16 protein-coding genes are annotated in these 19997 nt (G+C 40.7%); 8 read left to right on the plus strand and 8 right to left on the minus strand.

What is annotated here, in order from left to right:
* Window positions 1–46: 46 nt before the first annotated feature.
* A complete protein-coding gene (locus B2906_RS14630) occupies window positions 47–463 on the minus strand; it encodes a hypothetical protein (RefSeq protein ID WP_286940722.1) in 417 nt (138 codons plus the stop codon).
* A 122-nt stretch (window positions 464–585) separates the two neighbouring features.
* Here B2906_RS14630 and pgi point away from each other — a divergent pair, with 122 nt between their 5' ends.
* Window positions 586–2232: a glucose-6-phosphate isomerase gene (gene pgi / locus B2906_RS14635; RefSeq protein WP_286940723.1), complete on the plus strand. Its 1647-nt coding sequence runs from the start codon at window positions 586–588 to the stop codon at window positions 2230–2232.
* Window positions 2233–2261: 29 nt separating this feature from the next.
* On the opposite strand, the gene B2906_RS14640 is transcribed toward pgi, so the two are convergent.
* From B2906_RS14640 to recQ, 4 genes are read right to left on the minus strand one after another with little or no spacing between them, the layout of a single operon-like run.
* A complete protein-coding gene (locus tag B2906_RS14640; RefSeq protein WP_091649021.1) occupies window positions 2262–2720 on the minus strand; it encodes a gliding motility lipoprotein GldH in 459 nt (152 codons plus the stop codon).
* Window positions 2713–4146 (minus strand): PSP1 domain-containing protein, encoded by a 1434-nt coding sequence (locus B2906_RS14645; RefSeq protein WP_219956703.1) that lies wholly within the window; start codon window positions 4144–4146, stop codon window positions 2713–2715. The genes B2906_RS14640 and B2906_RS14645 overlap by 8 nt, the downstream gene beginning before the upstream one ends.
* Window positions 4147–4181: 35 nt before the next feature.
* The gene (gene purD / locus B2906_RS14650; protein WP_219956702.1) at window positions 4182–5471 is read right to left on the minus strand and encodes a phosphoribosylamine--glycine ligase; all 1290 of its coding nucleotides are present in this window, start codon (window positions 5469–5471) and stop codon (window positions 4182–4184) included.
* A 14-nt stretch (window positions 5472–5485) separates the two neighbouring features.
* Window positions 5486–7666 carry a DNA helicase RecQ gene (recQ, locus tag B2906_RS14655; RefSeq protein ID WP_219956701.1) on the minus strand — a complete coding sequence of 727 codons (2181 nt, stop codon included), beginning with the start codon at window positions 7664–7666 and terminating at the stop codon, window positions 5486–5488.
* A gap of 95 nt (window positions 7667–7761) precedes the next feature.
* On the opposite strand from recQ, the gene B2906_RS14660 reads away from it, so the two are divergent.
* Together B2906_RS14660 and B2906_RS14665 are read left to right on the plus strand one after the other, a co-directional pair.
* Complete coding sequence (locus B2906_RS14660; RefSeq protein ID WP_219956700.1) at window positions 7762–8730, plus strand: KpsF/GutQ family sugar-phosphate isomerase; 969 nt, start codon at window positions 7762–7764, stop codon at window positions 8728–8730.
* 7 nt (window positions 8731–8737) lie between these two features.
* The gene (locus B2906_RS14665; RefSeq protein ID WP_219956699.1) at window positions 8738–9814 is read left to right on the plus strand and encodes a mannose-1-phosphate guanylyltransferase; all 1077 of its coding nucleotides are present in this window, start codon (window positions 8738–8740) and stop codon (window positions 9812–9814) included.
* A gap of 13 nt (window positions 9815–9827) precedes the next feature.
* Here the strand turns inward: B2906_RS14665 and rlmB are convergent, their stop codons facing one another.
* Both rlmB and B2906_RS14675 read right to left on the minus strand, forming a co-directional pair.
* Window positions 9828–10604, minus strand: a complete 777-nt coding sequence (rlmB, locus tag B2906_RS14670; RefSeq protein WP_091649035.1) for a 23S rRNA (guanosine(2251)-2'-O)-methyltransferase RlmB — start codon at window positions 10602–10604, stop codon at window positions 9828–9830.
* Entirely contained in the window at window positions 10577–11812 is a 1236-nt protein-coding gene (locus B2906_RS14675) for a GWxTD domain-containing protein (RefSeq protein ID WP_219956698.1), read from the minus strand. Before B2906_RS14675 ends, rlmB begins: the two co-directional genes overlap by 28 nt.
* A gap of 60 nt (window positions 11813–11872) precedes the next feature.
* On the opposite strand from B2906_RS14675, the gene B2906_RS14680 reads away from it, so the two are divergent.
* The gene (locus B2906_RS14680) at window positions 11873–12649 is read left to right on the plus strand and encodes a class I SAM-dependent methyltransferase (protein ID WP_219956697.1); all 777 of its coding nucleotides are present in this window, start codon (window positions 11873–11875) and stop codon (window positions 12647–12649) included.
* Window positions 12650–12686: 37 nt separating this feature from the next.
* On the opposite strand, the gene B2906_RS14685 is transcribed toward B2906_RS14680, so the two are convergent.
* Window positions 12687–15674, minus strand: a complete 2988-nt coding sequence (locus B2906_RS14685) for a DUF2723 domain-containing protein (protein ID WP_286940724.1) — start codon at window positions 15672–15674, stop codon at window positions 12687–12689.
* Between the two features lie 162 nt (window positions 15675–15836).
* Here B2906_RS14685 and trxA point away from each other — a divergent pair, with 162 nt between their 5' ends.
* The 4 genes from trxA (at window position 15837) to B2906_RS14705 (ending at window position 19752) form a co-directional block, all read left to right on the plus strand.
* Complete coding sequence (gene trxA / locus B2906_RS14690; RefSeq protein WP_144606531.1) at window positions 15837–16157, plus strand: thioredoxin; 321 nt, start codon at window positions 15837–15839, stop codon at window positions 16155–16157.
* Window positions 16158–16241: 84 nt separating this feature from the next.
* On the plus strand, window positions 16242–17663 hold the full coding sequence (locus tag B2906_RS14695) for an MBL fold metallo-hydrolase (RefSeq protein ID WP_286940725.1): 1422 nt from the start codon (window positions 16242–16244) through the stop codon (window positions 17661–17663).
* A gap of 88 nt (window positions 17664–17751) precedes the next feature.
* Complete coding sequence (locus B2906_RS14700) at window positions 17752–19155, plus strand: hypothetical protein (RefSeq protein WP_286940726.1); 1404 nt, start codon at window positions 17752–17754, stop codon at window positions 19153–19155.
* 15 nt (window positions 19156–19170) lie between these two features.
* Window positions 19171–19752 (plus strand): YeeE/YedE family protein, encoded by a 582-nt coding sequence (locus B2906_RS14705; RefSeq protein ID WP_286940727.1) that lies wholly within the window; start codon window positions 19171–19173, stop codon window positions 19750–19752.
* The last annotated feature ends 245 nt before the right edge of the window (window positions 19753–19997 follow it).

Genomic DNA, 19997 nt, shown 5'->3' on the forward strand with positions numbered 1-19997 from the left:
TTTGCATGTCAACACTAATTTAATTATTCAGCCTAAGGAAGGAAGCCTAGGCTTCCTTCCTTAAACTATTAGTATTGCAATTATTACTTGAATCTGGGAAATAATAAGTTGTGATAGAAAGTTGATTTTCTAAGTTTTGGATATGGAGTGAAACCAAATCTCCAAGGCTGTCATATTCTTGAACAGTTTTTTCTCGATATCCTCCATCAGGATTATATCCGATGGTTTCCTTTTTGATTATTCGGTTTGATAAATCGTAATACCGGATGATTTTCAGACTATCGCTTAACTCGGTGCTGATTTTCAAAAATGCGATGTTAACTGAATCTTCTGGGGCTATATTGATAAAATGCCGATTTAATGGCTCGATTGATCTTGTTTGGGCCTGAACAGCAGGAGCGATTATTAATAAGCTGCTTACTAGGAGAAAAGGCTGAAAATAAATAGAAATTTTAAAAAGCATGAGTAGATTTTGAATACTAAACATCTAAGTAAAGAGGTTTTTCTCTTGAAGCAAAATCCAAGCAGTTCTTTTCCTATCGAGGATAAATCTTAATTTTGTTCCTCATTCCTAAAAACCTATACATGAAGGCAATCAACCCAACCTCCACTTCAGCCTGGAGGAGACTACTTGACTTAGCTACCAAATACAAAACACTGCAGATCCAATCTCTTTTTGAGGAAAAGGGGCGCTTTGATAGATATAGTATTTCTTTGGAAGATATCCTTGTTGATTTTTCAAAAAACCGCGTAAATGACGAAATCAGAAACGCTTTATTGGAATTAGCCAAAGAAACTGAACTTCGTCAAGCTATTGAGGCAATGTTCGGAGGGCAATCTATAAATGAAACTGAAAACAGGGCTGTTTTACACACTGCCTTAAGAAACCGTTCCAATCGGGCTGTGACTGTAGATGGCAAAGATGTTATGCCAGATGTAAATGCTGTTCTGGAAAAAGTGAAATCCTTTGCTGATAAGGTGAATCAGGGCAAATGGCTAGGCTACACAGGTAAACCCATCACAAGCTTGATAAATATAGGTATCGGAGGATCTGATTTAGGTCCTGTGATGGTTACAGAGGCTTTAAAGCCATACCAAGCCGAAAACCTTGAAATCTTTTTTGTGTCCAATGTGGATGGAACTCACATTTCCGAGACTTTGAAGAAAGTTGATCCGGAAACTACCCTATTCTTCATCGCTTCCAAAACCTTCACTACTCAGGAAACCATGACCAATGCGCATTCTGCAAGGAATTGGTTTTTGGATCATGCAAAGGATGAGTCTGCTGTTGCTAAGCATTTTGTGGCTCTATCTACCAATCTCAAAGGAGTTGAGGCCTTCGGAATTGACCCCGCCAATATGTTTGAGTTTTGGGATTGGGTAGGAGGAAGGTACTCACTGTGGTCTGCAATAGGTCTGCCTATTGCCTGCGCTATTGGATTTGAAAATTTTGAAAAGTTACTTTCCGGAGCTTATGCCATGGATGAGCATTTCCGAACATCTGATTTTGATCAAAATATCCCGGTGCTTTTAGCCTTAATAGGCATTTGGAATACCAATTTTTTGGGAGCGGCATCCGAGGCTATTTTGCCTTATGATCAATATTTACATCGCTTTGCAGCGTACTTCCAGCAAGGCAATATGGAAAGCAATGGAAAATATGTGTCAAGATCAGGTGAGAAAGTAAATTATAGCACTGGTCCAATCATTTGGGGAGAGCCAGGAACCAACGGTCAGCATGCTTTCTATCAGCTCATTCATCAAGGAACTCAGTTGATCCCTTGTGACTTCATAGCTCCGGCTATATCGCATAATCCTCTTGGAGATCACCATCCAAAACTTCTGTCTAATTTCTTTGCTCAAACAGAAGCTTTGATGAAAGGGAAGTCTTTGGAAGAGGTAAGAAGTGAAATGAATAAGGCGGGGAAATCTGTGGAGGAAATTGATAAAATTGCCCCTCATAGAGTATTCGAAGGAAATAGGCCTACCAACTCTATCTTGGTTAAGCAAATCACTCCATATACCCTCGGAATGCTGATTGCCATGTACGAGCATAAGATCTTTGTTCAGGGGGCGATTTGGAACATTTTCAGTTTTGATCAATGGGGGGTTGAGCTTGGAAAAGTGCTGGCAAATGGAATTCTTCCGGAATTACAAAATGAAGAAGAAATCAACTCTCACGATGGATCAACCAATGGATTGATCAATGCCTATAAAAAAATGAGGAGTTAAAAAGAATGGCCTCCAGATGGAGGCCATTCTTATTTTAAAATTTTGATTCCTGCAGACTCAATCCCAGGTAAATTTTCCTGACGCATATATTGTAGCAAGACAATTGATTGTGTTCCTTCCTTCAATTGGAAAGGCATGGTGTCAAACTTGGTATAAGTGCTCCCAAATCCGGTTCCCAATGGTTCGCCTGACTTGGAATCAAATAGGGGGATATTGATCAGGCGATTTTCTGTAATCTGACCGGTAGAATCCTTGGAAATTACCCTCATATAAAAGTTAGAAAAAGGGTAGTTTTCTGTAAACCGGATTCCAATGATTGGTTTTTTGTCCTGAATAGGTAAATCACCGATCACAAAACTTAAGCTATCATATTGATTCCAGCCTGAAGTTTCATTGACAGAAATGTAATCTTCATATAGCCTGTCTCCAGAGCAGGAATATAGACAGAGGGATAAACCGAGAAAACAAAGAATTCGCAAGCTATTCATTACCCGAGTTGTTGTTTGGATTTTGATTTTTTCTAGGTGGAAAGCGTCTCTTATTTTCTTTTTTTGCAGGCCCTTGTCCAGTATTAGCTCCCTGATTATCCTGCTTAGCTTGTGGGTTAGCAGGATTTGGAGCCTGATTTTGTGGATTTCTAGGCTTCTTTCTATTCTTATTTCTTCTCTTTCTATTTTCTGGATCTCCTCCATCTTGCTTAGGACCAGCCTCAGGATTTCTAGGTCCTTTGTTCCTGTTCTCCCTGTTTTCCGGAGCTGGTCTTGGACTTGCTGCCTGGGGACTATTGGAAGTTTGCTGTTCTCTGCTTCTATTTCTAGGTTTTTTCTTCTTTTTCTTCTTAGCAAATTTCTTATCCAGCAACTCTAGCTCTCTGGTAGATTGAGCTGCCAAATCTTCCAAATCAGAGGATTCATTGTGTTGCAGGTTGAAAACCTTAACACCTTTCGCATTGAGTTCCTGAATTTCCTTTACCCTTTCACAAGTAATACTGTGCCAATCGTTATCATTGTTGTAACTGAACCACATCAACTTTCTGAAAATATCTGTTTTCTGAAGTTTGGCGATTCCGGCTTCAGTTTGAAGGGGTTTTTCTACCTCGGGGATATCCTTAATGGCATCCATATAGGTATCCAGTTCATAATTTAAGCAGCATTTCAATCTTCCACATTGGCCGCTTAATTTGCCTGGATTCAAAGAGAGATTTTGATATCTGGCAGCAGAGGTACTAACATTTTTGAAGTCAACAAGCCAAGTAGAGCAACAAAGTTCTCTACCACAAACTCCAATTCCTCCCAATCTGCCTGCCTCTTGTCTCAGACTGATCTGTCTCATTTCTACTCGGATTCTGAACTCACCCGCCAGAACCTTGATCAATTCACGGAAATCTACCCGTTCATCAGCGGAATAATAAAAGGTGGCCTTAGAATTATCTGCCTGATATTCTACATCAGACATTTTCATCTTGAGCCCAAGCTCCTCAACAATTTGTCTACATCGGTATAAGGTGGGAATTTCTCGGTTTTTGGCTTCCTCCCATTTTTCAATGTCCTTCTGGTTTGCAATCCGATAAATTCTCAGGATATTATCATCATCCCGAACTTTCCTTTTTTGCATTTGAAGGCGAACCAACTCTCCTTGCAGGGATACATACCCAATATGATGTCCGCTGGGCACATCTACTACCACAGGATCTCCTGTTGTTAAGCTTAAGTAGTCTACATTTCGAAAGTATTCCTTTCTACCGCCTTTAAACTTAACCTCAACAATATCAAAATTATCAACTTGAGGAATTCCCATATGGCTTAGCCAATCAAAGGAATTCATTTTATTACAATCGCTCGTTCCGCAGGTGCCGTTGTTTTGACAGCCTCCGGTACCTCCAGTTGAGGTGGAGCAGCTACTACATCCAGACATATATCTATAAGGGCTTTCGCCCTGAATTTTTGGGTTTATTTAATCAATTTGAGAATATCCTGACCAATATCCTTACGGTGGTAGGACTTATTCCACTTGATTTGATTAACGGCGGCATAAGAGTTTTTTAGAGCCGTTTCCAAATCTTTTCCTCTTCCAGTCACAGCTAATACTCTTCCTCCTTGATTTACTAATTTGCCTTCTGAGTTGCTGGAAGTTCCCGCATGAAAAATCGTAGCCCCTTTTACTGAAGCAGGAAGAGAAATTTCAAATCCTTTTTCGTAAGAACCCGGATATCCTCCGCTTACCATCACAACGGTTGTAGCATAATCAGGAGAAATAGAAAGCTCATAATCCTTCAGGTTACCCGTTCCAATGGCCCAAAGTAACTCAAGAAAATCGCTTTCAATTCGTGGTAAAACCGCTTCGGTCTCTGGGTCACCCATCCGCACATTGTATTCAATCACATATGGATTTCCATTATTATTCATCAAGCCAATGAATAAAAACCCTTTGTAAGGAATATCTTCTGCTGCAAGACCGGCGACAGTTGGCTGAACGATCAGCTCTTCCACCTTATCCATGAAAGCTTTATCTGCGAAAACAACAGGAGTAACAGCTCCCATGCCACCGGTATTCAAACCAGTATCGCCTTCCCCAATTCTCTTGTAATCTTTTGCCTCAGGTAAGATTTTATAACTTTTGCCATCCGTGGCAACAAATACTGAAAGCTCTATTCCTGTCAGGAATTCTTCAATCACTACTTTGGAAGAGGCTTCACCGAATTTTTGATCCTGAAGCATTTCCTTCAAAGAAGCCTTAGCATCTTCTAATGTCTCACAAATCAATACACCTTTACCGGCTGCTAGACCATCGGCTTTGAGTACGATCGGAAGACTTTGCTTTTCTAAATATGCTAAACCTTCTTCCAACTGATGAACGGAGAAGGTTTCATAGGCAGCTGTAGGGATATTATTCCGCTGCATAAAGCGCTTGGAAAAATCCTTACTACCTTCTAAAGTCGCACCTAATTGGGGAGGTCCGACTACAGGAATTGTTTTGGTCTCATCGAAAGAAAGAAGATAATCTACCAAACCCTCCACTAAAGGAGCTTCTGGCCCTACTACCACCAAGTCAATCTTTTTATCAAGGATAGCAGCCTTAATTGCTTCAAAGTCTGTAACGCCTATGGAAAGGTTGATTGCTATTTCAGAAGTCCCGGCATTACCCGGTGCAACATAAAGCTGACTGCATTTTGGGCTTTGTACTATTTTCCAAGCAAAGGCATGTTCGCGACCTCCGCTACCCAATAGAAGTATATTCATTGAATTAATTCAGTTTAATTGGCATGCTCTGAGATAAACTTGATTCGATAAACACGGAGTTCGTCCTCCGCAAAATCCTCATCTTCAAGTTCGTCAAGCGCTGCCTTTATACTATCGTTTTCCGCATTCATAAAGTAATCATGAAGAATATCTTCTCTTTCCTCATCCATGATGTGATGAATGTAGTAATCGATATTTAGTTTAGTTCCGCTGTAGATGATTTGCTCTATTTCCTGAAGCAACTCACCCATACTCATATTCAAATTTTCTGCGATTTCATCCAGATCAATCTTGCGGTCGATTTGCTGGATTATTGAAATCTTCACTTTTGATCTTGTGCCTGAAGATTTGACGACAACATCTGAAGCTGTTTCTATTTCATTTTCCTCCACATAGGAAGCGATCAATTTCAGAAAAGATGACCCAAATTTAGCCACTTTTCCCATTCCTACCCCGTTGATTTGAGCTAATTCCTCTCGGGTGGTTGGATAGACCGTTGCCATTTCCTCCAAAGATGGGTCTTGGAAAATCACATAAGGAGGGAGGTTTTTCTGTCGGGCTACTTTTTTTCGCTCGGCTTTGAGTAACTCAAATAGTTTTTCATCATAAGCTACTCCACCTGAGGAAACCTCAACCTCCGGTTGTTCATTTTCCAGCTCTTTTTCGAAATCGTGATCGTTATGCAGCTGTACTGAGTAAGGCTCATCCAGAAACGCCTGGCCTTTTTTGGTCAGTTTCAGAACACCGTAATTTTCGATGTCTTTTTCCAGTAGATTCATGACCAAAGCCTGACGGAAAACAGATGTCCAAAGCTTTTCTGTTTGGTCTTGTCCTTTTGCGAAGACTTCTAATTTGTCGTGCTTATAGCTTGTGACATAATCTGTTTTTTCGCCTATCAGGACCTTTACCAAGTGCTCCAAACCAAATCGCTGATTGGTAAGCTTGGTAGTTTGTAAGGCCAGGGTTAGAAAATCCATTCCCTCGAAAGTTTCTCTAACGCGCTTACAGTTATCGCAGAAACCACAGTCTTCCTCCATGGTTTCTCCAAAGTAGTTGAGGATAAATTTTCTGCGACAAACTCCCGTTTCTGCATAGGCTGCCATCTCCTGAAGTAGGACTTTGGCATTTTCTCTTTCTGTAACGGCTTTATCTTTATTGAACTTATCCAGTTTCAGGATGTCCTCATATCGGTAAAACATGAGACAATGTCCTTCCAAACCATCTCTACCTGCACGGCCGGTTTCCTGATAATATCCCTCAAGAGACTTCGGTACATCGTAGTGGATAACGTATCGCACATCCGGTTTATCAATACCCATCCCAAAAGCGATTGTAGCTACAATTACATCTAGTTCCTCATTGAGAAAGTCATCCTGATTTTTGATTCTTACTGAAGAATCCAAACCGGCATGATAAGGAGCTGCATTGATTTGATTTACTTTTAGGAGATCAGCTATTTCCTCCACCTTTTTTCGGCTGAGACAATAAATGATACCTGATTTCCCCTTGTGGGATTTGATAAACTTGATTAGCTGTTTTTTGGACTCATTCTTTACTTTTGGCCTAACCTCATAAAATAGGTTGGTCCGGTTGAATGAGGACTTAAACAAATCCGCCTCTTCCATCTGTAAATTTCGCTGAATGTCCTGCTGAACTTTAGGTGTAGCAGTGGCAGTCAATGCGATAATTGGCAGATTAGGAGCAATCTGAGCGACAATAGATTTGATTTTTCTGTATTCCGGGCGGAAATCATGTCCCCACTCAGAAATACAATGCGCCTCATCTATTGCTACAAAACTCAGATGCGCTTCCTTCAAAAAGGCTATGTTCTCTTCTTTGGTCAGTGACTCGGGAGCCACGTAAAGAAGTTTAGTATTTTTCTTTAGTACTTCGGACTTAACCCGATTAGACTCAGACTTACTGAGCGTTGAATTCAGAAAATAGGCATTGATTCCAATTGCATTCAATTGGTCAACCTGATTTTTCATCAAGGCAATCAGAGGAGAAATGACTATCGCGGTTCCTTCCTTCACCACGGCCGGTAACTGGTAGCACAGCGATTTGCCGGCCCCAGTTGGCATGATGACAAAGGTGTTGCGCTGCTTGAGCAGGTTGTCAACTATGAGTTCCTGATTCCCTCGAAAATGACTGAATCCGAATATGTGCTTAAGATCTGCTTTTACTTTTTCTTCCACTTGAACAGGGGCTTTAAGGGTACGTAAAGCTGTAAACAGGAATGATTTATTACTTTTATACCTTTGTACAAAATTAGTGATTAACACAGGTAAAATTGAATTTAGCTAAAAATATTAAAAATACAGCGGCTAGGGTCCTGCAAAATGAATCAGAGGCTATTCTTAGGCTTGTTGATTATTTAGACGGGGATTTTGAGGCCTGTGTGGAAAGGATTCTGACAGGAAAAGGTCGCGTTGTCATCACTGGAATTGGTAAAAGCGCCATTATCGCCAATAAAATTGTAGCAACCTTAAATTCCACCGGAACTCCGGCAGTTTTCATGCATGCCGCAGATGCTATTCATGGGGATTTGGGCATGGTGCTGGAAGAAGATGTAGTCATCTGTATTTCCAAAAGTGGTAATACTCCGGAGATCAAAGTTTTGGTCCCCTTGTTGAAAAAGCTCGGCTCTGTGTTGGTCGCTTTGGTTAGCAATCCCAATAGTTATTTGGCAGATCATGCTGATTATGTGCTGAATGCTTCTATAGGAGAGGAGGCTTGTCCGCATAATCTTGCGCCGACTACGAGCACAACCGCTCATTTGGCTTTGGGAGATGCATTGGCTGTTTGTCTTTTGGAAGCCAGAGGATTCAGCTCCGATGATTTTGCAAAATATCATCCGGGAGGTTCCTTGGGTAAGCAGCTTTACCTGAGAGTTGATGACCTGCTTAGCTCGGAGCAGATTCCTAAAGTAAAAGAAGATGCAAGCCTAGCTGAAGTCATAGTAGAAATTTCTGGAAAAAGATTGGGAGCTACCGCTGTAACCGATCATCTGGATCAACTTTTAGGGATTATTACCGATGGAGATTTGAGAAGGATGCTTCAAAAAACCCTGGATATCCAAAATCTTCAGGCAAAAGATATTATGACTCGAAATCCAAAGACTATTTCAAAGGATGAATACGCCATTCGTGCCTTGAATATGATGCGTAATCATAATATTACTCAATTAGTGGCCATGGATGGGGAAAAAATCGCAGGATTTATCCATATTCATGAATTAATGAAAGAAGGTATAGTTTAACGAATTAATGCAGGAAAAACCCTACATCATCATCATGGCGGGGGGAATTGGCACCCGCTTTTGGCCTCATAGTAGAAGAAAGAGGCCGAAGCAATTTTTGGATATTCTCGGGACTGGGAGGTCACTTCTTCAAATGACCTATGATAGATTTTTGGAAGTTGCGGACAAGGATCGATTCTTCGTGATTACCTATAAAAAGTACGTCAACCTGGTAAAAGAGCAGTTGCCGGAATTGGAAGATCATCAAATCCTCAGTGAGCCGAATAGAAAAAATACAGCTACCTGCATCGCTTATGCATGCTACAAAGTAAACTCTATAGATCCAGGAGCCAGTATGATTGTAACCCCGGCTGATCATTTGATTTTGCAGGAGGGAAAATTCGTTAAAACCATTCAGAAAGCATTAAAAGCAGCGACTATTGAAGGAAGGCTTATTACAGTAGGAATTAAGCCTAACAGACCGGAAACTGGATATGGATATATCCAATATCTGGAATCCAAAAACTCTGAAGAGGCCCTGAAGGTCAAAACCTTTACGGAAAAACCTAATAGCAAACTGGCAAAGACATTTATTGAAAGTGGAGATTTCGTCTGGAACTCCGGAATTTTTGTCTGGAAATGCAGCAGTCTACTGAGTTCATTTCAAAAGCATATGCCTGACGTGGCAGAAATTTTTGACGAAGGTAAAGAGTTCTTCGGCAAGGATGCAGAACCTGATTTTGTGAGCAAGGCATACTTACAGGTGAAAAATATTTCCATTGATTACGGCCTGATGGAAAAATCCAGTGATGTCTATGTGATTTTGGGCGATTTCGGATGGTCAGATCTCGGGTCCTGGTACAGCCTACATGAGTTGAGAGATAAGGATGAGCACAACAATGTGGTGGAGGCCAATGCTATGTTGTATGACACTGAAAACAGCTTTATCAAAGTGGACAGTGAAAAATTGGTTGTAGTGGAAGGACTCAAAAATTACCTAATCAATGAAACAGAGAATGTTCTTTTGATTTGTCCTTTGGATGGGGAGAAGAAGTTTAGGGACTTTGTTTCCAATGCCCGGAAAAAAGGAGAGGACTTCATTTGAAGTCCTCTTTTTTTTATGCTTTTCTCTGTCTTATTGCTTCGTAAATTGCTACACCGGCAGATACTGAGACATTTAAACTTTCAATGTTTCCTGCCATAGGGATTTTGACTTTGTCATCTACAATTCCGAAAATTTCCTGAGAGATTCCATCTTCTTCTGAACCCATTACCATAGCTACAGGGCTTGAAAAATCTGCTTCATACATGGATTTTTCGGTCTTTTCGGTGATGGCGATGAGACTTAAGCCCATTTTTTGTAAATCCCTGCAGGTGTAAAATAGATTTCTTACCCTCACTACGGGAAGGAAGTTTAAAGCTCCAGCAGATGTTTTGATGGCATCTGAGTTGATCTGCGCACTTCCCTTTTCAGGGATAACTATTGCATCTACTCCCGCACATTCTGCTGTTCTGGCGATGGCTCCGAAGTTTCTCACATCAGTGATATGATCCAAGACCAAAATCAGGGGAGACTTTCCAACTGCATAGCAATTGTCAATCACATGGTCCAAAGAAGCATACGCGATGGCAGAGGTTTGTGCTATGACTCCCTGATGATTTTTGCGGGTGATGCGGTTCAATTTAGCTTCAGGAACCCTCACCACAGGTAGGCCTGAGCCTTTGCATAGCTGAAGTAATTCCTTGATCAGGTCATTGTTCAGTTCCTTCTGAACCAATACCTTATCCAGTTCTTTGCCAGCATGGATAGCCTCCATGACTGCACGTGTTCCAAAAATAAAATCTTTGTCTTGAGCTCCTTTTTCTATTAGAAAGCCATCTTTCCGCTTCTCCATTGGGATATGTTTTTAAACCAGATCGGCTGATAGGCCCTGGATCGGTTTAAGGTGTAATAATGTGGGTTGAGAATATTTTTTACGCGGGCAAAGGTAAATCTAATTTTCGAACTCTCGTCCAATCCTTGATAGCTCCACACTTCACGGTCTAGATAAAAGTTGACTTCTTGCGGTGGCCCCATGACTATATACACCATCCCTTTGTCTGTTTTCCAACCTTCTTTGAAGTCTGTGAACAAAATATTGGCAAACTCAACTTGTCTAAAATACTCCCGAATGAGTTCTTTGGCGATCTCTGGGTTTCGGGTCAAATTCAACCAATATTGATCCAGGGCTCTTTTCTTATCCTCCGCTATCAGTAGGGATTCATGCTCTCTTCTAGTAGAAATATATGTCACCATGTCCACCATTTCATCCCAATCTTTCACTTTAGGATAAGCATCATGGGTAGTTCGGATCAAAAGCCCAGTGGACTTACTCGTATCCTGCTGGAAAAAGTAATATCCCTTTTCATCAAGTTCATGAGGAACATTGGATAGAAAATCCCCTTTGTCTTTGACTTCTAATTCCCTTGGAACCGGTGCCGGTTTGGTTTCCATGGGAGGATAAGGTATTTCAAAATCCATAGGATAAAAGAAATTATGGATGCTAGGCCCTGCTAAGCTTTTAAATAACAACGCTTCACCAGCGGGTAGATAGTTTTGATCAAAAGGAACTCCATTTGCATAATATGCGCCAAAACTGGGATGATCAAAAACAAATGGGCTTTTGAGATCTATATGATAATTATATTCATCTCCCTGCCGGGTGTCTAAGGCGGTGAAAAGCAAAATGGCCTGTTCTTGACTCTCAGGAATCTGAATTTCTTTCTCAAATACCCAATGCCTGTCGGTGTCATATTTCAAATCTTCAGCAATCAGGATATTTACTTCCTCAGGTTTGATTGCTGTTTGATAGCCATCAGCCAAGGCATATGAAAAGCTGTAAGTGTTAAAATTCGGCTGATCTTCGATTTTCTCTACTACCAGCTGAGCCAAAAAAGTGGAGGAACTCTTTTTTTGAGGGATGATTTTCAAAGCCAACCTAGAATATCTGGAATATCGAAGCGCTTGATTATAATCAGCTAATCTTTTCTGGGAAAATGAGGGTATGGCACAAAGAAATGCCAGCGCGAAAAAAATTGAAAGTTGAATGGTCTTTTGCTTCATCGGGTGTTATCTCTGGTTTTAAAAATTAACCTTACTTTTGCCAAAATAGTAAAATTTTACATGGCTACCTATACAACGGAAATCGCCTCGGACAAGTTGGTTAGCGATAATCCTATTCACCAACGATTATTGAAGGCATACATTGCAGCAAAACCCTGGATCAGTGGAAATCTCCTAGAAATAGGCTGTGGAGAGGGCAGAGGGGTAGAGACTTTATTGCCTTTGGCGGACAGTTATGTAGGCTTGGACAAGATAGGTGAAGTGATCGCAGACTTGCAAAAGAAATTTCCGGGGGTTGATTTTAGGCAGGCAGTAATTCCCCCTTTCCAAGGTTTTGAGGATGAGTCCTTTGATACGATTGTAAGCTTTCAGGTGATAGAGCATATCCAGAATGACCGATTGTTTTTGCAGGAAATCTACCGAATGCTAAAGTCTGGAGGTAAAGCCATTATTTCAACTCCAAATAATACCCATACACTTTCCAGAAATCCATGGCATATCAGAGAATATGTGCCTCAACAATTGATTGATTTAAGTGCTGGAATATTTGATAAAGTGGAGGCAAAAGGAATTGGTGGCAATGAGAAAGTTTGGACCTATCACGAAGCCAACCGTCAATCTGTACAGAAAATCATGCGTTTTGATATTTTTGACCTTCAATACAAATTACCTGCATGGATACTCCGAATGCCTTATGAAATCCTCAATAGGATGAATCGGAACAAATTGCATCAACAACAAGGTGATTCAGTAGTGCAAATCACTCATGAGGATTATCCTCTGGTAGATGATCCTAAAAAAGGGTTAGATCTCTTCTATATTTTATGGAAAAAATAAAAATGGCCGGGTTTTTCAAGATCCCGGCCATTTTTTTTTAATCTCTTCGCTGCAGTCTGCTAGGACCACGACTTTCGGTTCCCAACAAAGAGTTAAGTCTTAAACTCAATTCCTGAGCTTTTTCCTGATAGCCTCTTTCCTCCAATAAAGGAATAAAGTACTTGACCATCTCAATAGATATCATCATCTCTCTATCGTAATCTCTATTTTCCGCAGTGTAATATTCTATCATGTCCAGAGATCGGTTGGAGATCTTATCGATAATATCCAGAGCTTTCTCTTCTTCTCCTACTTCAAAGAACAAAGGAACAGACTGCCCACTGGACAGATCATAAGGAATAGCTTCATTTGGCATGACTTCCAAACCATAATTCAAAAGATTAGCAGCTTTTTCCATATCATCCTGATCCAATAAGGCCATGACAATACCGTTGATGGCACTTCTATGGTTGGAGGCAAATCTTCTGTACTCTTCATCCAAATAAGCATCTGGATTATTCATGCCACGGAAGGCAAATTCGTTCATGTAATTTTCATAAGCCAAATCAGCGTTGACCAATTCCTCTCTTACATAGCCAGGCTTGCGTATAGGCAGTAGACGATAGGTCAAACCTTCCATCACCACATGCTCTTCCAAGTTAACTCCAATTGTTGCCAAAGAGGTATTGTTGAAATAAATCGGGCGTTCCCAATTATTGGTAACTATCAGATCAATCAACATCATGGTTCCTTTGGTCACATAGTTTCCTTTGACCTGAAGATTAATCTGCGGAGCGAATAAAGGTTCGAATTGCTCTGGAATGATATCCTTGCTGAATACCTTTGCGCTATCTACTTCTAAAATTAAATTTCTGGATGGAACCATGTTGACTTGGCTTTTTCCTCCTGTCTTCATTTTCAGAAGGTCAGAACCTGAGTTCAACAATTTGAGATATTCTCTGGCACTGATAGCATCCAGTCCATCTCTTTCCATGACAAATAGCACATCATTGGTTCCTTTTTGGTATCGCTCTGGAGCGAGAGAGAAAGGAAGCGCCTCGGACTCATTCACTGGACGGTTCATTTGGTCCACATACCAATCCGTATCGAAGTAACTCAATACGATAACTCTGACATCAGTTCTGAATCCTTCTACTTCCTGCACATACCAAAGCGGGAAGGTGTCATTATCTCCCCCAGTAAATAAAATCGCGTTTGGAGCGCAGGAAGCCAAGAAGTTTCTTGCTGCATCCACAGAGAAATAGCGTCCTTGTCGGTTATGGTCATCCCAGTTTTCTACAGCCATTAAGCCCGCAACCGGGAGGGTAATCAATGTTGCGATTATTCCGGCAGTTGCCAGGTTTTTGGTGAATTTACCGATTCCATGAGCAATGGCTAAAACTCCCATTCCCGCCCAAATGGCAAAAGCATAAAAGCTACCCACATAGATATAATCTCTTTCACGAGGCTCAACTGGTGGGGAATTCAGGTAGAGTACCAATACTACCCCCATCATCAGGAATAGCATAAGGTTGACATAGAAGGATTTAGGATCAGCTTTAGCTTGGAAAAATAATCCTATGATTCCCAGTAAGAGCGGGAGCATCAAGTAATTATTATGTGCTTTGTTTTCTGTGATGTATTCCGGGAATTTATCAGAAAATGCATCAGTGATTCCAATCCAAGGAGCATCCGTAAAGTCACTTTCTCTTCCGGAAAAATTCCACATGAAATAACGGAAATACATATGTCCCAGCTGATGGCTGAGCATAAAGTAAATATTGTCTCCGAATGTAGGTTGTTGCCCTTCTCTAAGCCCAAGTTTTTGTCTATAAATTCTTTTGTGGTTTTCCTGTGTAGAGTAAATCCTAGGCAGAATGGTTGTCTTTTCAGGGTTATAAGTGTTTTTCAACTCATAATCAGCAATCTCATATTTGTCTTTGCCTTTTCTGTATACTGGAGCTCCTTCTTCCTGATCGATTAGCTCAGCAGTAAAATATTGTCCGTGAATCAAAGGTCTATAGCCGTATTGCTCTCGCTTGAGGTAAGAAACGTAGCTAATAATATCTTTTGGAGCATTTTCATTAATCACTGGATCCTGATTAGCCCGGATTACAATCAAAGCATAGGAACTATAGCCAATGAGGATAAATATCAATGATAGCAAAATGGTATTTAACCCTGCTAGAGCCTTGTTTCGAGAGTATCGATAAGCCACAAAAAGGATAGCGAAGAAGGCTAAGGAAAAGAAAATGATTCCTGAACCGAAAGGAAGGCCTAGGCTATTGACAAAAAAGATCTCCGTGGAACCTGCCAAGCTAGGAAGCCCGGGTATGATAAAATTATTGATTACTACCAATGCTACACCGCCGAAAAAGAATGCGATGGCAGCCCCTTTCAAGTTGGGCTTTTCGTACTTTTTGAAATAGTAAATCAATGCCAAAGCCGGTAGTGTCACCAAGTTAAGCAAGTGGACCCCGATTGAAAGACCCACTAGATAGGCGATCAAAATCATCCATTTGTTCTCCTCACGAGGATCTTTGACCACATCCCACTTCAATACAGCCCAAATTACAATCGCCGTGAAAAAGGATGACATGGCATAAACTTCTGCTTCTACCGCTGAAAACCAGAAACTGTCCGAAAATGTGTAAATGAGTGACCCTACGATGCCTGCACCCATCAAGCTGATGGTTTCCCCTTTAGACTCTTGACCTTCCTGTATTTTGAAAAGTTTTCTTCCAAATAGCGTAATAGACCAAAACAAGAATAAAATGGTGAAACCTGAGAATACAGCACTTCCCACATTCATCCAGTAAGCAATTTCCAGTTCGTTACCGAATGCCAGAAAGCTGAACATTCTATAAACCAGAAGGAAAAAAGGAGCTCCTGGAGGATGGGGAACCTGAAGCTTGTAGGATACAGCTATAAATTCTCCCGGATCCCAAAAACTTGCCGTCTCCTCGACGGTCAACACGTAAACCAAAGTGGCTACCAAAAAAACCACCCAGCCGGTGACATTATTGATTTGCTTGAAATTGAGCATTAATAAGGTAATTTTGACGGACGAAAATATAAAATTTATTCCCAAGTCAGGGTTTTTTAGCACTTTTTAAAAGTCTGACCTGTTTCTTCTAAGTGATAAACATTACCGACTTTGACAAAGCGGTCATTTTATCTTTGTTTAGAAATTTAAAATAGCGCTGATATGACTAGCAAACCAAAGACATTTCAGGAATTAATCAATGGAGAAACTCCTGTTTTGGTGGATTTTTTCGCTACTTGGTGTGGTCCTTGTAAAATGATGCAACCCATCTTAGAAGATACAGCCAAGCAAGTGGGAGAAAAAGTGAAAATAATCAAAGTAGATGTGGACAAAAATCCTCTTGCAGCCAGTTCTTATCAGGTAAGAGGTGTTCCCACTTTGATCCTATTCCAAAAAGGCCAAATCCTTTGGAGGGAATCCGGAGTAGTTCCTGCTCACCAATTGACTCAAATTATTGAAAAAAATGTCACAAAAACTGCCTAAGCCAGTGTGACAAAAGTCATTTTATACCCATGATTGGATCTCTAATTTTGATCCATCATTTTAAAAAAGAACAAAAATAAAATTATGAAAATAGAACAGATTTATACCGGATGTCTAGCCCAAGGGGCTTACTATATCGAATCTGATGGTGAAGCAGCTGTGATAGATCCATTGAGAGAAGTTCAGCCCTACATCGAAAAAGCCGAGCGCAGAAATGCTAAAATCAAATATGTTTTCGAAACACACTTTCATGCTGATTTTGTGTCGGGACATAAAGATTTAGCTGCTAAAACAGGAGCGAAAATCGTCTATGGTCCAACGCCTATGAAAATGGGTTTTGAGGCTATTATTGCGGAAGACAATCAGGAATTTCAGATTGGGAAGGCAAAAATTAAAGTTATTCATACTCCGGGTCATACATTGGAGTCCTCCTGCTATTTACTATTCAACGAGGAAGGTAAGCCGGAGGCTATTTTTACCGGGGATACCTTGTTTATCGGTGATGTAGGAAGACCAGATCTCGCCCAAAAGGTTGTGGAGGATTTAACTCAGGAAAAGTTGGCAGGACACCTTTATGAATCTTTGAGAAATAAAATCATGCCACTACCGGATGATTTGATTGTTTATCCCGCTCATGGGGCAGGATCTGCTTGTGGCAAGAATATGAGTAAAGAAACATCTGATACCTTGGGAAATCAAAAGAAGACCAATTATGCGCTTCAAGAAATGACCAAAGAGGAATTTATCAAAGAGGTTATTACTGGTTTGACTCCGCCTCCTGCCTATTTCCCTCAAAATGTGATGTTGAATATACAGGGATACGATAGTATTGATGAGGTGTTGGAAAGAGGTATTAAGCCACTTTCTCCAGAGGAGTTTGAGACAGTGGCAAATGAGACAGGAGCATTGATTTTGGATACAAGAGCTCCACAGGTGTTTAACAAAGGATTTATCCCCAATTCCATTAATATTGGAATAGATGGTTCATTTGCTGTATGGGTTGGTGCCATGATTCCTGATGTGAAACAGGAGATTCTGGTAGTTGCGGAAGAGGGCAGAGAAGAAGAAGTAATCACTAGACTGGCAAGAGTAGGCTATGATTATTCTTTAGGATACTTAAATGGCGGATTTGCCAGCTGGAAAAAATCCGGTAAAGAAATAGATAGCATCACTTCCATCAGCGCAGCTGAATTGGCAAAAATCCAAGAAGCTGACCCTAATGTACCTATTCTGGATGTGAGAAAGAATTCCGAATTCCTTTCAGAGCATATCAAAGGTGCTGAAAATACTCCTTTAGATTATATCAATGAGAGCATGTTGAAAGTAGATAAGAATAAAACCTATTATGTACACTGCGCAGGAGGTTATAGATCTATGGTATTCAACTCTATTTTGAGAGCCAGAGGCTATGATAATCTGATTGATGTGGATGGTGGTTTTAAAGCTATCAAGGAATCAGGAAAATTTGAAGTATCAGACTATGTTTGCCCAACTACCTTGTTGTAAACCAGTCTTTCTTCCAAAGAAAATGGCAAGCCTTCGAGCTTGCCATTTTTCATTTAAAGGAAACCCATGTGATCAAAGTCACTGATATATGTTGAGGATACTTAGCAAATTTGTACTGGTTTTATTCTTGGGTCTTCACGCATTTGAGTTAAAGGCTCAACATGAAATCCCATCGGTTGAAACTGAAAAAACAGATCAAAAGCTATTTGGGCAAATCCTGAAGAGTGGCTCTTTTGAATTTCATTTGAGGTCTTTTTACATGACCACAATCAATCAAGGGGCATTGACAGACTATTCAACCTGGGGTACTGGAGCTGGGCTGGGTTATTTCTCGCCTCGATGGAAAGGATTTGGAATTGGATTTAGCGGGTTTTTCGTCTTTAGACATTTCGAAAATAATATCATTGCCAAAGACCCCTTAACAGGAAAGTCAAATCGATATGAACTGCTCCTCTATGATGTGCACCATCCAGAAAACCACAAGGATATGGATAGATTGGAAGAGTTCTACCTTTCTTTCGAAAAAGAAAATATCTCTGCATGGTTTGGAAGACATCACTTTGAAAGTCCATTATTAAATGCTTCAGATAATAGAATGAGACCCAATTTGTTCAGTGGGCTTTCAGTGGATTGGAAAGTAAATAATTGGAAAGTCAGTGGAGCTTGGTTCTCTCATGTGATATCGAGAGGATCTTTGGAATGGCTGCCAGTAGAAGAGTCCTTTGGATTTTTCGATTCAGGTAGGCATCCATTGGAGTCTGTGAAAGAGTATGACCAAGAGGTGGATTCAAAAGGAATTGGTGTTTTGGGGGTTGAATATGAGGGAAGAACCTGGTCCTTAGAGTCTTGGAATTATCTTTCTGAGAATGTGTTTGGGCTCACTATGTTACAATTGAATGGAAAATCCCCTTCTCATCATGGATGGAACTGGATTTGGGGTGTTCAAGCCTTTTATCAGGAAGCGATCAATGATGGGGGGAACCCTGATCCCGATCTTACATACATATTGCCAAATGAAAATTCTTCAGGATTTGGGGCGAGAGCGGGAATGAATTGGCCAAATACAAGTGTTTCCATTAATTATCTGGGAATCTCTAATTCTGGAAGATTTCTTTTCCCTAGAGAATGGGGAAGGGAACAATTCTTTGTTACGCTTCAAAGAGAAAGATTTGAAGGTCTGGGAGGTGCAAATGCAGTAATGTTACAGCTTGATCAGGAAGTGGTGAAAGATAAATTTAAAATGAGCTTTGGGGCATCACATGTCAAAACTCCCGAGATTGACAACCTTGCTTTAAACAAATATGGAATCCCAAATTACATCCATTTCACAGGCTTATTGGACTATAAGTTTGACGGCTTCTTTCAAGGTTTGGACTTACAGTTTCTAGTTGCTTTGAAGAAGGAAAATTCTGAAAAGGAAATCCCCTTAGAATATGTGATCAATCGGATTAATATGGCGAATTTGAACTTGATTTTGGATTATAGGTTTTAATAAAAAATAGATAAAATGAATGAATTTATAGAATGGGTTTCACAACCTTGGCCTTGGTACGTGGCAGGTCCTTTAATCGGATTGACAGTGCCCGCCTTACTTATTTTGGGGAATAAAACCTTTGGGATTTCTTCCTCCTTGCGTCACGTCTGCGCAATGTGTGTGCCTGCGGGAATTCCCTTCTTTACCTACAATTGGAAGAAAGAAATCTGGAATTTACTCTTTGTGATTGGGATATTAATAGGAGGCTTTGTAGCCACTTCTTATTTATCCAATCCGGAAATCATCAAAATCTCTGAAGCTACACAGTCAGACTTGGCTGCTTTGGGTATTACAGATTATTCCAGCCTCTTGCCTGTGGAGATCTTTTCTTGGGAGAATCTCTTTACGGCCAAAGGCTTGGTGTTCTTTGTTATCGGAGGGTTTCTAGTAGGTTTTGGAACTCGCTATGCGGGTGGATGCACCTCCGGACATGCAATTATGGGAATCAGTTCCCTGCAATGGCCTTCATTGGTAGCTACTATTTTCTTTATGATTGGTGGATTTTTAATGACTCATTTGTTACTGGAGCCATTGATGAAAATTGTAGGATTTTAATTGAAAAAAGACATGAAATGCCATGAGGAAAAATCTCACACAACTTGTCCCGTCCGCCGCGGCGGATAGGGAGGGGGATGCCCCGATAAATCGGGGTAGGGCATTCCATCTTACCTTTAAAAAACAAAAAATAAACAGATGAAATCGAGCACGAGGGAAAACCTCACACACAGGCATGCCCCGATGTATCGGGGAACCGGTGCGACCTGCCTGCAGCAGGCAGGGATTCCATCTGGCCACTGAAA

It is taken from the genome of Algoriphagus sp. UBA3586 (assembly GCF_002376385.1).
Classification (GTDB): domain Bacteria; phylum Bacteroidota; class Bacteroidia; order Cytophagales; family Cyclobacteriaceae; genus Algoriphagus; species Algoriphagus ornithinivorans.